This window comes from Gordonia sp. NPDC003425, from assembly GCF_053588635.1.
Window position 1 is genome coordinate 90859 of the sequence record NZ_JBSFQI010000013.1, and the last position, 12647, is coordinate 103505.

The 12647-nt window shown below is 68.1% G+C and carries 11 protein-coding genes; all 11 read left to right on the plus strand.

Features of this window, described 5'->3' with window-relative positions:
* The first annotated feature begins 3 nt into the window (after positions 1-3).
* The 11 genes from ACWDTD_RS15535 to ACWDTD_RS15585 all read left to right on the plus strand — a co-directional run bounded on the left by ACWDTD_RS15535 (position 4) and on the right by ACWDTD_RS15585 (position 12644).
* Positions 4-570, plus strand: a complete 567-nt coding sequence (locus ACWDTD_RS15535) for a dimethylamine monooxygenase subunit DmmA family protein (RefSeq protein ID WP_449748021.1) — start codon at positions 4-6, stop codon at positions 568-570.
* The gene (locus ACWDTD_RS15540; RefSeq protein ID WP_449748022.1) at positions 567-1568 is read left to right on the plus strand and encodes a PDR/VanB family oxidoreductase; all 1002 of its coding nucleotides are present in this window, start codon (positions 567-569) and stop codon (positions 1566-1568) included. Before ACWDTD_RS15535 ends, ACWDTD_RS15540 begins: the two co-directional genes overlap by 4 nt.
* Entirely contained in the window at positions 1544-3118 is a 1575-nt protein-coding gene (locus tag ACWDTD_RS15545) for a heme-dependent oxidative N-demethylase subunit alpha family protein (RefSeq protein WP_449748023.1), read from the plus strand. Before ACWDTD_RS15540 ends, ACWDTD_RS15545 begins: the two co-directional genes overlap by 25 nt.
* On the plus strand, positions 3115-4119 hold the full coding sequence (locus tag ACWDTD_RS15550; protein ID WP_449748024.1) for a PDR/VanB family oxidoreductase: 1005 nt from the start codon (positions 3115-3117) through the stop codon (positions 4117-4119). The genes ACWDTD_RS15545 and ACWDTD_RS15550 overlap by 4 nt, the downstream gene beginning before the upstream one ends.
* The gene (locus ACWDTD_RS15555; RefSeq protein ID WP_449748025.1) at positions 4116-5156 is read left to right on the plus strand and encodes a heme-dependent oxidative N-demethylase family protein; all 1041 of its coding nucleotides are present in this window, start codon (positions 4116-4118) and stop codon (positions 5154-5156) included. The genes ACWDTD_RS15550 and ACWDTD_RS15555 overlap by 4 nt, the downstream gene beginning before the upstream one ends.
* A 262-nt stretch (positions 5157-5418) precedes the next feature.
* Positions 5419-6765: an ammonium transporter gene (locus ACWDTD_RS15560; protein ID WP_449748026.1), complete on the plus strand. Its 1347-nt coding sequence runs from the start codon at positions 5419-5421 to the stop codon at positions 6763-6765.
* Between the two features lie 243 nt (positions 6766-7008).
* Complete coding sequence (gene glnT / locus ACWDTD_RS15565) at positions 7009-8364, plus strand: type III glutamate--ammonia ligase (protein WP_449748027.1); 1356 nt, start codon at positions 7009-7011, stop codon at positions 8362-8364.
* Positions 8365-8393: 29 nt separating this feature from the next.
* Positions 8394-9290 carry a glutamine amidotransferase gene (locus ACWDTD_RS15570; protein ID WP_449748028.1) on the plus strand — a complete coding sequence of 299 codons (897 nt, stop codon included), beginning with the start codon at positions 8394-8396 and terminating at the stop codon, positions 9288-9290.
* Positions 9278-9973, plus strand: coding sequence for a GltB/FmdC/FwdC-like GXGXG domain-containing protein (locus ACWDTD_RS15575; protein ID WP_449748029.1), 696 nt, complete (start codon positions 9278-9280; stop codon positions 9971-9973). The genes ACWDTD_RS15570 and ACWDTD_RS15575 overlap by 13 nt, the downstream gene beginning before the upstream one ends.
* Before the next feature lie 113 nt (positions 9974-10086).
* Complete coding sequence (locus ACWDTD_RS15580; RefSeq protein WP_449748030.1) at positions 10087-11439, plus strand: FMN-binding glutamate synthase family protein; 1353 nt, start codon at positions 10087-10089, stop codon at positions 11437-11439.
* Entirely contained in the window at positions 11436-12644 is a 1209-nt protein-coding gene (locus ACWDTD_RS15585) for an NAD(P)/FAD-dependent oxidoreductase (RefSeq protein ID WP_449748031.1), read from the plus strand. Before ACWDTD_RS15580 ends, ACWDTD_RS15585 begins: the two co-directional genes overlap by 4 nt.
* Positions 12645-12647 lie beyond the last annotated feature (3 nt).

A 12647-nucleotide genomic window follows, 5' to 3' on the forward strand; every position in this document is an offset into this window, starting at 1 on the left:
GCCATGTCGCAGATCGCCTATTCCAGCGTGCCCCTCTGGGCGCGTCCGGCGGCAACCGCCTCCACCGGCCTACCGGATGCCACGGGGACGTCGTATGTCCTTGTCGGGGTGGGTGAGTCGGAGCACTCCGATGCCGCAGACATCGTCCGGTCCTGGATCGACGCGCTGCCCGAGGATGCAGAGAGGCACGTCATTCTCGCCGACGTGGCCGGGGCCGCCACCGAACTGCGGTCGATCCTCACCCACGCCACCGTGGGCCTTCGGCTGCTGATCGCCGGACCCGTCGGCGCGTGCCTGCGACTGCGTGCGGAGGCCGTGCGTGCGGGACTCGAGGACGACGAGATCCACGTGGTCCCCACCTCGGCGGGCCAGATCGACGTCTTCTGCTCGCACTGCCGAACGGTGACCACCACACCGGCCGCGGTCGACGACACCATCGAGTGCTCCGGGTGCGGCCGCACGCTGCTCGTCTACTACCACGTGTCGCGCCGCACCGGTGCCTACCTCGGCTTCATGATCGACGCGGAAACCGCAGCCCCGCAACAGGTCTTGCAGGAGAACACGAAATGACCGCAACATTGCCGGGATCGTCGGACACCGACACCCCGCCGGGCGAGCGAACCCTGCGTCTGGTGGTCACCGCCATCACCGATCAGGCCCGCGGGATCCGTGGATTCACGCTCGCCGCCCCCGACGGCTCACCCCTGCCCGGATTCGTGCCGGGCAGCCACCTGGTGGTCCGCACCGGAGCGGCCGGTGCCGAGCGCACCAACGCCTACAGCCTCACGAGCGACGGCACACATCCCAGCGTGTACGAGATCTCGGTGCTGCGGGTGGCCGACGGTCATGGCGGCTCGGTGTGGTTGCACGGCAACGTCGCCGTCGGCGACACCCTCACCGTGTATCCGCCGCGCAGCGCCTTCGCGCCGGTGGCCCGCGCCGCCAAGCACCTGTTGATCGCCGGGGGAATCGGCATCACCCCGATCCTCTCGCACCTGCGCGCCGCGCGTCGCTGGGGCCGGTCGGTGCAGGTGCTCTACGCCTTGCGCCCCGGCGCCGCCGCCCACATCGACGAGGTGGTGTCGCTGGCCAGTCCGGCAGCCGAACTCTTCACCACCCGAGCCGATTTCATCACTCGCCTCGACGCCGCACTACGCACTCAGCCGCTGGGCACCCACCTCTACGTGTGCGGTCCGGCCGGACTGATCGACCACGTGGTCACCGCGGCGACGGACGCGGGATGGCCCGCCTCACGCGTGCACTTCGAACGTTTCGGCATCGACGCCCTCGACGCCGGCGATCCGTTCCGCGTGCACCTCACCACCAGTGGACGCACACTCGACGTCCCGTCGGGCACCAGCCTGCTCGAGGCACTCGAGAACACCGGTATCGCAGTACCCAACCTGTGCCGGCAAGGCGTGTGCGGCGAATGCAAGATCCCGGTCACCGCGGGCGCACCCGTGCACCGCGACCTCTACCTGACCGACGACGAGAAGAACTCCGGCGAGGCGATCATGCCGTGCGTGTCGCGCGCCGGAGACGGATGCACCCTGGAGGTACCGCTGTGACCCTCGCAGCCCCCGCACACGAACTGATCGGGAACTTTCCGTTCCCGTTCCCCGAGGACGCCTACCGCTACAGCACCAACGTCGAACCGGCCGAACACACCGTGGTCACCGCCGCCGGCCAGTGGGGCCGGTCGGTGGTCGACGTCGACTCGGAGTACCGGGCCGAACTCGACGAGCGCGCAACGATTCTCGCCGCCGATCCCACCCGGCACGCGGTACTCCCGCACATGCGCCCCGCCGCCTGGGACGCGATGGTCACCATGATGCGCGAACTCGCCGCCGCCTACCCCGACACGATGCGCCTGGAATCCACCGGGCCCGACACGTGGATCTGGCACAACTCCATCCTGGGCATCGAGCAGCCCTTCCGCTACGGCGACGACGCATCGCTCGGGGTGGAACCGTTGCGCTACATCACCTCTCAGGTGCAAGAGGACATCGCGCTGCTCGACCAGCGCGGCGACACCCTCTACGTCGACGCCGGCGTGGTCACCTTCGCCGCCGACTGGAGCTTCGGGTTCGACGTCGGGATGAGCTTCCTCGAGATCCACGGCCCGGTGCCGAGGGTCCGGCAGATGGGTGTCATCACCCGCGCCCATGAATTCCTGAAGCGGCTCCAGCCGCACGAACCCTACCGCCGCACCAACTGGACGCTCACCATCGGCCGTCGGCTCGACGTCTCGACCGAGCTCTACCCCGAATGGGGACCCGACCGTGAGGCCATCGCGCACGTCGACGACGCCGAGTTCGGACGTCTCGTGCACCTGCGCGTCGAGGTGCAGCACCTCATCCGGCTCGCCGACTCCGGCGCCCTGATGTTTCTCATCCGGACCTACATGCTGCCGCTGGAGCAACTGGCCACCGTCGACGCGTGGCGGGAGCGCACCGCGAAGGTGCTCACCGACCTGCCCGACGACATGGCCGATTACAAGGGCATCATCAAGTACCGCACCCGGGCCGCCGAATGGCTGCGGTCCCACGGCGCGTCGGCACCCCTCGACGCCACCGAGGACGTGGGCACACCGGCCGAATCGGCTCCCGGACTGCCCATCTGGCCGTCGCGACCGCCGGAGGTCGACGTCACCGGGTCGTCGTTCCTGGTGGTGGCGATCGGCGGCGACGACGAGTCGGGGCACGTGGCGCGTGGCTGGGTGAGCACCGCCACCGGCGCGGGGGCCACCCGGCTCGTGGTTCTTGACTCGATGACCGCCGACGCCGACCGCGCGCAACTCGCCGCCGCCCTGGCCGACACCGTGACCGGAACGCGCATCATGATCACCGGCGGACAGTACGACGTGATGACCGCGCTGGCCGCAGCGCGCGACGCCGGGGCGATCGCACCCGAACTGTCCTGCTACGTCACCCACACCCGTGATCTCCCGGTCTACTGTGCCCACTGCCGCACCGCTTTCCGTGCCGAGGGCATCCCGGGCGGAGTGGTGCGGTGCCCGGGATGTGATCGTCCGCTGGAGATCCACGAGCACCACTCCCCGGTGCTCGGCAGCTTCCTCGCATCCGCGGTCGACGCCCGTGATGTGGAGGAGTCATGACCCTGGCCCCCGACGCGCCGGTGCGCGCCCACCTGCACGACGGCTACCTCACCGCACCCCGGCTGATGCGGGTGGCGCAGGTGCGTCCGCTCACCTCCGCCATCACCCATTTCCGCTTCGTACCGGTCGACGAATCGGGTCCGCTCACGCCGTATCAGCCGGGCAGCCACCTGATCGTCACCGCCGGCGAACACCGCAACGCCTACTCGCTGGTCGACGACGGCATGTTCCCCACGAGCTACGGAATCTCGGTGCTGCGCAAGGAACCCGGCGGCGGTTCGGAGTGGCTGCACGAGAACCTCGTCGAGGGCGCCGTGATCGAGGTGGAGGGCCCGCGGTCGATGTTCGCGCCCGTCCTCGACCAGCACCACGCGCTCCTGGTGGCCGGCGGCATCGGCATCACGCCGATCCTCGCGCACGCCCGCGCCATCGCCGCCGGTCGCACGCGCTGCGACAGCGCCGAGATCGTCTACTCCTACCGGCCCGGTCACGCCGCGCACCTCGAGGAACTACGTGAACTCGCCGCGGGGGAGTCGATCACGCTGTACGAGGCCACTTCCGTCGAATCCACCGTCGAGGTGCTCACCGACCGGCTCGCGGCCCAGCCCCTGGGGACACACGCCTACGCGTGCGGGCCCGGGCCACTGCTCGAGGCGTACCAACAACTCGCCGTCGATGCCGGATGGCCCAGCGCACGTGTGCATCTCGAACGATTTACTGCACCCGAACAGGATCCGGGCGATCCGTTCTCGGTGCGCCTGACCGGAACCGGAGAGCACATCGATGTGCCGTCGGGCGTCTCACTGCTGCAACGCCTGCTCGATCACGGTGTGGCAGTACCCAATCTGTGCCGACAAGGGGTGTGCGGCGAATGCCGCATCCCGGTCCGGTCGGGGCAACTGACCCACCGCGACTTCGTACTGACCGACGAGGAGAAAGCCGCCGGCGACAGCATGCTGTGCTGTGTGTCGCGCGGCCAGGACATCGAGGTGGACCTATGACACTGGCAATCCCACACACCCCGACCGGAGCGGCGGCCGAATACCTCGCAGCGCCCGTCGATCACTTGTCGAACATCCCGTGGCCGTTCCCCGACGATCTCGAGGAGTTCTCCTACTCGGTCAACGTCGAACCGGCGCGAATCCCGCGGCCCACCCGGGGCGGCGAATGGGGCCGTCATCTGGTCGATCTCGGCGGCGCCGAATACCCACAGATCATGGCCGAGCGGCGCCGGATTCTCGACGAGGACCCGTCCCGTGTCCGCATCCGCCCCGGCATGGAGGTCGCCTGCTGGGATCTGCTGCTCTACTACCTACGCGACCTCGCGCTGGACTACCCGCAGTTCATGCATCTCGACGAGAGCGGCGACGGCCGGCTGCGCTGGCGCAATGACCTGCTCGGCACGGATGCGGAATTCGTTCTGGGAAAAAACGATTCACTGCCGAACGGGCCGATGGATTTCCTCGCCCGCGAGGTGCCCGACGATCTGCTGCTGGTGGTGGAACGCGACGGCCGGCTCTACTTCGATGCCGGCGTTGTCACCTTCGCCGCCGCGTGGTCGGTCTCGTTCGACGTAGGCATGGACATGTACGAGATCCACGCCCCGGTGCCCGGACTGATCCGGCAGGGCGTGGTGGCCCGGGCCGAACAGTTCCTGCGGCGGCTGCCCGCCGACCAGGTGTACCGCCGCGTCAACTGGACGCTGTCGGCGTCGGACTCGCACAAGCTCGACGTGAGTCTGGAGGAACTGCCCGAGTGGGGCCGCGATGTCCCACTCATGGTGCGTCAGAAGAACTTCGGCGACGCTCGGCTGCGTATCGAGTTGGAACACTTCGTGCGGCTGCCGATGTCGGGCGCGGTGACCTTCAACATCCGCACCTTCATGGCGTCGCTCGACGACGTCCGCCGCATCCCCGCCTGGGCCGAGCAGCTGGCCACGGTCATCGAGACCCTCGACGAGAACATCGCCGCCTACAAGGGCTTCCTCGACTACCGCGACGACGTGGTCGCCTACCTCCGCACCCCACCTGCTGGTTGAGCCCCAATGCTGGTTGAGCTTGTCGAAACCACCCCCCCGCCGGTTGAGCCCGTCGAAACCACCCCCGTCGCTGGTTGAGCCCCCTCGCTGGTTGAGCCCGTCGAAACCACCCGCCGGTTGAGCCCCAATGCTGGTTGAGCTTGTCGAAACCACCCCCCCGCTGGTTGAGCCCGTCGAAACCACCCGCTGGCTGAGCCTTCCACCCGCTGGTTGAGCCCGTCGAAACCACCCCGCCCCACCCACCACTCAAAGGACACCCCACATGGAACAAGTTGCCGCGCACGCGGATCTGTCATGGATGCTCGCCGCATTCGCCTTCCTGGTACTGATGATCCCCGGCCTCGCGCTCTACTACGGAGGCATGCTGGGCTCCCGAAACGTGCTCAACATGATGTCGATGGTCTTCGCGACCATGGGCATCACCTGCGTGATCTACGTGCTCTACGGCTACGGCCTGGTGTCCGGATCGTCGGTCAAGGGCTGGGGCATCATCGGTAATCCCAGCGGCTTCATCGGCCTGCAGGACCATCTCTCCGACGACGGGTCCGGCGGCGTCCAGGTGCTCTACATCGCGGCCTGGTTCATCCTCTTCGCAGCCATCACCGTGGCCATCGTCGCCAGCGGCGCGGCCGGGCGCATGAAGTTCTCGGCCTGGCTGGTCTTCGTACCGATCTGGCTCACCCTCGTCTACTTCCCGGTGGCGCACTGGGTGTTCTCCGTCGACACCGACACCACCACCGGTGGATTCCTCGTCAACAAGGTGGGCATCCACGACTTCGCCGGCGGCACCGCGGTCCACATGAACTCCGGCGTCGCGGCACTCGCGCTGGCCATGGTCCTCGGTGCTCGGCGCAAACGGCTCGAACGACCGCACAACCTGCCGATCGTCCTGCTCGGCGGCGGCATCCTGTGGTTCGGCTGGTTTGGGTTCAACGGCAGCTGTGCGGGCGGCGCCAACTTCGTCACCCAGTACGTCGTGCTGAACACCCTGCTCGCCGGAGCCGCAGGCATGCTGGGCTTCTGGGCCATCGAGAAGTGGCGCGAGGGCCACGTCACCGCACTGGGCTGCATCACAGGTGTGATCGCCGGCCTCGTCGGGATCACCCCGTCCGCCAACACCATGACCCCCATCGGGGCGCTGGTGGTCGGCATCCTGTCCGCGGCCGTTGTCGCCTACCTGCTCAGCTTCAAGAGCAAATTCAAGGTCGACGACTCGCTCGACGCCTTCGTCGTCCACGGCATCGGCGGCATCGTGGGCACCCTGTGCATCGTGCTGTTCGCCGCCTCGGCGGCACCGGCCGGGATCAAGGGCATCCTGTTCGGTGGCGACGCCGACATCGTCTGGCGCGAACTGACCGGCATCGTCGTGACCTGTGTGTTCTCCTTCGTCATGACCTGGCTGATCGCGAAGGCCATCGACAAGACGATCGGCCTGCGCGTCGACGAAGAGACCGAGACCGAAGGTCTCGACTCGACCATCCACGCCGAAACCGCCTACGAGATCCCGGCAGCAGGTGTGGGTCACGGTCCGGGTCTGGGAGGCATGCACCCCACGCGCGCAGTCGATTCCGTGGAGCGTGGTCTGACCGAGCCGGTCACAACCTCCTGACCCGCCCCCACACGGCGACCGAGAAGTCTGTCACCCGACCGCCCATGAGCGCACCGTCGAGCCCCGTGCCCGGCGCGCGCCGTGGGCGGTCGGTGCTGTCAGCGGTCGAGTTGTGGTCGATACCCACGTCTCACCGACGAGTAACACAAACGCAACACCCAGAGTGTCTACTAGGACTAGACAACGGTTCATACGAGTAGACATACTGAGAACACGCCCACCGAATACCCCCGGAGCACCTCCATGACTGACACATCCACCGCCCCCGACCTCGCCACGCTGTGTGCGCAGAGCGGCACCAAGTTCATTCTCGCCATGTTCGTCGACCTCCGCGGCAAGCCGTGCGCCAAACTCGTCCCGGTCGAGGCCGTGGACGAATTGGCCACCGACGGAGTCGGATTCGCCGGGTACGCGGTCGGCGCCATCGGGCAGGAGCCCAAGGACCCCGACCTCATGGCCATCCCGGACGTGTCGTCGTTCCTGCCGATCCCGTTCATCAAGGAAGGCCTGGCGATCGTCCACTGCGACCCGCACGTCAACGGCAAGCCGTGGCCCTTCGCCCCCCGCAACATCCTCAAGTCGGTCATCCAGCGCGCCGCCGACGCCGGCTTCGAACCATGGGTCGGCGCCGAGGTGGAGTACTTCCTGCTCAAGCGTGCGCCCGACGGCTCACTGACCACCGCCGACGACGCCGACGACTCCGATCGCCCCTGCTACGACGTGCGCGGACTGACCCGCATGTACGACCACCTCACCGCGGTGTCCACCGCGATGAACCAGCTGGGATGGAGCAACTACGCCAACGATCACGAAGACGGCAACGGGCAGTTCGAGCAGAACTTCGCCTACGCCGAGGCGCTGACCACTGCCGACCGGGTGATCACGCTGCGCTACCTGCTCTCCACGATCGCCGCCGAGCGCGGCATGGTGGCCACGTTCATGCCCAAGCCGTTCGCCGAGCGCACCGGTTCCGGTCTGCACCTGCATCTCTCGCTCACCTCGGCGGGTAACCCGGTGTTCCCCGGGTCGGTGGCCGAGGACGAGCGCGGACTGGGACTCTCACCCACCGCCTACGGATTCGTCGGCGGCGTGCTCGAGCACGCGCCCGCCCTGCAGGCGGTGATGGCACCAACCGTGAACTCCTACAAGCGAACCGGTGCCACCGCCACCCGCTCCGGAGCGTCGTGGGCACCGCGCGTGCCCACCTACGGCGGCAACGACCGCACGCACTACGTGCGCGTCCCCGACGAACAGCGCGTGGAGCTACGGGGCGGCGACGGTTCGGCCAACCCGTATCTCGCGATCGCCGCGGCGCTCGGTGCCGGACTCGACGGCATCAAGCGCAGTCTCGATCCCGGCGAGCTGGGCACTTGCCCGAGCCACGTCCCGTCGCTCCCGCTCACCCTGCTGCACGCCGTCGAGGCCCTCGACGCCGACGGGATCATCGCCGGCACCCTCGACGCCGCCGTCCCCGACGACTGGCCGGCAGACCAGCAGCGTGTGTCGCAGTACTTCTCGCATCTCAAGCGGGAGGAGTTCTTCGCCTGGCACTCCGACGTGTCGGCCTGGGAAGTCGACCAGTACCTCACCGCCTTCTAGGCCCTCCACCCCACACAGAAAGGCCCACCATGTGCGGCATCGTCGGGTTGCATCTGCGCAACCCCGATCTCCATCCCCGTCTCGGGGAACTGCTCACCGGCATGCTCGGTGAGATGCAAGACCGCGGCGCCGACTCCGCCGGAATCGCGGTGTACGGCAACCCCTCCTGGACACCGGCCGGCCACGGCTGCGTCTGCCTGCTGGAGGTCGACGTCGATCCGGCAGATGCCGCGCAGACCCTCACCGCGGCACTCGGCACCACCGTCGCCGCGCAACGCGTCGACGAAACCCTCCTGCTGTCGGCACCGCTGGACTCCGAGGATCTGCTCGCCGCGGCCCGGGCCGCCTACCCCGAGGCGCTCGTCGCTGGCTTCGGCGCCGACCTCGCCGTGCTCAAAGGCGTCGGCGCACCGCGCACCCTCACGCAGCGCTGGGGACTGGCCGACGCGTCGGGCTGGCAGGGGGTCGGTCACACCCGCATGGCCACCGAATCGGCGGTCACCTCCTCGGGTGCCCACCCGTTCGCCGTCGGCCCCGAACAGTGCCTGGTGCACAACGGGTCGTTCTCCAACCACGCCACCATCCGACGCGAATTGCGCGCCCAGGGCGTCGAATTCGACAGTGAGAACGACACCGAGGTCGGCGCCCGATTCGTCGCCCACCAGCTCGCCCAGGGCAAGGATGTCGAAACCGCGCTGAAAGAGGTGTGCGCCACCTTCGACGGCTTCTACACCCTGTTGGTGTCCAACCACGACTCGTTTGCGGTGGTCCGCGACGCCATTGCCTGCAAGCCCGCCGTCATCGCCGAGACCCCCGACTGGGTGGCCATGGCGAGCGAATACCGCGCCCTGGCACAGCTGCCGGGTGTGGAGAACGCCAAGATCTGGGAACCCGAACCGGAGGTGGTCTACGCATGGACTCGCTGAACACCGATCGCATCGTCTTCGATCTCGCCACCACGCCACTGCGAGAGGTCAATTCGGCCCTGCACGGCGAGATCTCCGGCGAGTTCGTGATCGAGCACCCGCATGGCGCCCACAGTGTGGCCGCCGGGGTGAACGCACCGGTCAAGATCACCATCGACGGCCACGTCGGCTACTACGCGGCGGGGATGAACCAGCGCGCGGAGATCATCATCAACGGCAACGCCGGCACCGGTGTCGCGGAGAACATGATGAGCGGCACCGTGGTGGTGAAGGGCAACGCGTCGCAGTCGGCCGGGGCCACCGCCCACGGTGGGCTGCTGGTGGTCGAAGGTGACGCCGCCGCACGCTGCGGCATCTCCATGAAGGGCGTCGACATCGTGGTGGGCGGCAATGTGGGACACAACAGTGCGTTCATGGCGCAGGCCGGCCGCATGGTGATCCGCGGCGACGCCGGCCACGGCCTCGGCGACTCCATCTACGAAACCCGGCTCTACGTCCGGGGTTCGGTGGCATCGCTCGGCGCCGACTGTGTGGCCAAGCCGATGCGCTCCGAGCACCTCGAGGAGCTCGCCGGCCTGCTCAAGGCTGCGGGCTTCAAGGACGACGATCCCGCCGCCTACACGCGCTACGGCTCCGCCCGCGAGCTGTACCACTTCCACGTCGACAACTCGTCGGCCTACTGACCGCCGATACCCGCCCCCTCCCTGAACAGCGCCCACCACCGGGCCGTCGCGGCAACATCTCCGCAGCCGTCCGGTGCGGGGCGGTCTTCAGGGGAGATCCACAGGGAGAATCCATGAACCTCAGCAACTCTCAGCGCGGACTGCGCGAGTCCGCGACCTTCGACCGCACCACCATCGCGGCCATCCAGCAGGCCGCATCCACCGGCATCTACGACATCCGCGGGTGGGGCGCCAAGCGCAAACTGCCCCACTTCGACGACCTGCTGTTCCTCGGTGCGTCGATGTCGCGGTACCCCCTCGAGGGTTACCGGGAACGCTGCGACACCGACGTCACCCTCGGCACCCGCAACGCCAAATACCCACTGCACCTCGACACCCCGGTCACCATCGCCGGCATGAGCTTCGGGGCACTGTCAGCCGGGGCCAAGGAGGCGCTCGGTCGGGGAGCGTCGGAGGTCGGTACCTCCACCACCACCGGCGACGGCGGCATGACCCCCGAGGAACGCGGCCAATCCAAGAACCTGGTGTACCAATACCTGCCGTCGCGCTATGGCATGAACCCCGACGACCTGCGCAAGGCCGACGCCATCGAGATCGTGCTCGGACAGGGCGCCAAGCCCGGCGGCGGCGGAATGCTGCTGGGCCAGAAGATCTCCGAACGAGTGGCCGAGATGCGCACCCTGCCCGAGGGCATCGATCAGCGCAGCGCCTGCCGCCACCCCGACTGGACCGGACCCGACGACCTCGCCATCAAGATCAACGAACTGCGCGAGATCACCGACTGGGAGAAGCCGATCTACGTGAAGGTCGGTGCCACCCGCACCTACTACGACGTCAAACTCGCGGTGCATTCGGGCGCCGACGTGGTGGTGGTCGACGGCATGCAGGGCGGCACCGCCGCCACGCAGGAGGTGTTCATCGAACACGTCGGGATCCCCACGCTGGCCGCCATTCCTCAAGCCGTGCAGGCGTTGCAGGAGTTGGGTGTTCATCGTGGCGGGTCGTCGGGAACCGACGGAGTCCAGCTCATCGTCTCCGGTGGCATCCGCAACGGCGCCGACGTCGCCAAGGCGATGGCGATGGGCGCCGACGCGGTCGCGATCGGCACCGCCGCACTGATCGCCCTGGGCGACAACGATCCCCGCTACGAGGAGGAGTACGAGAAACTCGGCTCGGCGGCCGGCTTCTACGACGACTTCCAGGACGGCAAGGACCCGGCGGGCATCACCACGCAGGACCCGGAACTCTCGGCGCGCTTCGACCCGGTCGAGGGAGGTCATCGCCTGGCCAACTTCCTGCGCGTGATGACGATGGAAGCACAGACCATCGCCCGGGCCTGCGGCAAGGCGCACCTGCAGCACCTGGAACCCGAAGACCTGGTGGCGATTTCGATCGAGGCATCGGCGATGGCACGGATTCCGCTGGCCGGAACCAACTGGATCCCCGGAGCGGGGGCAGGCTTGTGACCGCCCCCCACACCGCAACCTCCGACACCGCGTCGATCGTCATCGTCGGCGGCGGACTCGAGGGCGCCGCCACCGCATGGGCACTCGCCCAGCGCGGCATCACCGACGTCGTCGTCTGCGAACGCGACACCGTCGGCGGCGGCATGACCGGCAAGTCGTCGGGCATCGTGCGCTGCCATTACGGGGTCAGTTCGCTGGCTGCGATGGCCGCCGTCGGCCTCGAGGTGTTCGAGAAGGCCGACGAGATCTTCGGCACCGACATCGGCTTCCGGCAGACCGGGTACGTGGTCGGGGTCGGTGAACCCAACGTCGAGAACCTACGTAAAAGCCTTGCCGCACAACGCGAAGTCGGGGTGCAGACCGAGGAGATCGACGCCGCCGAGGTGGCCCGCATGTGGCCGGCCGCCGACCTCGCACCGTTCGCGGCCTTCGGTTGGGAGGAACGCGGCGGCTACGGCGACGCCTACCAGACCGCGCAGGCCTTCGCGGCGTCCGCACGCGCCGCCGGTATCCGGATCAGGCAGGGCACCATGGTCACCGGACTGATGCTCGACGGCGATCGGGTCACCGGCGTCACGCTCGCCGACGGCTCCAGCATCGCCGCCGACACCGTCGTCGTCGCCACCGGGGTGTGGACCAAGCCGTTCCTGGCCGCCTACGGCGTGGACGTGCCCATCACGGTGCACCGCGAGCAGATTGTGATGATCGATCCGGGCACCGATCTCGGTGCGGTGCCGGTGTTCTCGGACTTGGTGTCGCTGCAGTACGTGCGCCCCGACGTGCGCGGCGAGATCCTGTTCGGCAACTCCGACCTCGCCGAACTCGAGGTCGCCGACCCCGACAACTACCTCAACCGCGCCGACGAGGACTTCACGGACCTCACCGTCGACAAGGTCAGCACCCGTTTCCCCGATCTCACCGAGGCAGCGATCACCAGCAGCTACGCCGGCTGCTACGACGTGACCCCCGACTGGAATCCGGTGATCTCCGCGGGCCCGCTCGACGGGTTGGTGATCGCCGCCGGGTTCAGCGGACACGGCTTCAAGATCTCGCCCGCCGTCGGACGCCTCGTCGCCGACCTCGTCGTCGACGGTCGCAGTGGCGACCCGCGGATTCCCGAGACCGATTTCCGGTTGTCACGCTTCGCCGAGGGGAAGCCGCTCACCACACGGTTCCCCTACGTCGGCGCCGGCGAGATGCGCTGAGCG

What these genes read in the sequence shown, in the direction of transcription:
- ACWDTD_RS15535 (WP_449748021.1), top strand. Translation starts at nt 4, where the DNA reads ATGTCGCAGATCGCCTATTCCAGCGTGCCCCTCTGGGCGCGTCCGGCG.
- ACWDTD_RS15540 (WP_449748022.1), top strand. Translation starts at nt 567, where the DNA reads ATGACCGCAACATTGCCGGGATCGTCGGACACCGACACCCCGCCGGGC.
- ACWDTD_RS15545 (WP_449748023.1), top strand. Translation starts at nt 1,544, where the DNA reads ATGCACCCTGGAGGTACCGCTGTGACCCTCGCAGCCCCCGCACACGAA.
- ACWDTD_RS15550 (WP_449748024.1), top strand. Translation starts at nt 3,115, where the DNA reads ATGACCCTGGCCCCCGACGCGCCGGTGCGCGCCCACCTGCACGACGGC.
- ACWDTD_RS15555 (WP_449748025.1), top strand. Translation starts at nt 4,116, where the DNA reads ATGACACTGGCAATCCCACACACCCCGACCGGAGCGGCGGCCGAATAC.
- ACWDTD_RS15560 (WP_449748026.1), top strand. Translation starts at nt 5,419, where the DNA reads ATGGAACAAGTTGCCGCGCACGCGGATCTGTCATGGATGCTCGCCGCA.
- glnT (WP_449748027.1), top strand. Translation starts at nt 7,009, where the DNA reads ATGACTGACACATCCACCGCCCCCGACCTCGCCACGCTGTGTGCGCAG.
- ACWDTD_RS15570 (WP_449748028.1), top strand. Translation starts at nt 8,394, where the DNA reads ATGTGCGGCATCGTCGGGTTGCATCTGCGCAACCCCGATCTCCATCCC.
- ACWDTD_RS15575 (WP_449748029.1), top strand. Translation starts at nt 9,278, where the DNA reads ATGGACTCGCTGAACACCGATCGCATCGTCTTCGATCTCGCCACCACG.
- ACWDTD_RS15580 (WP_449748030.1), top strand. Translation starts at nt 10,087, where the DNA reads ATGAACCTCAGCAACTCTCAGCGCGGACTGCGCGAGTCCGCGACCTTC.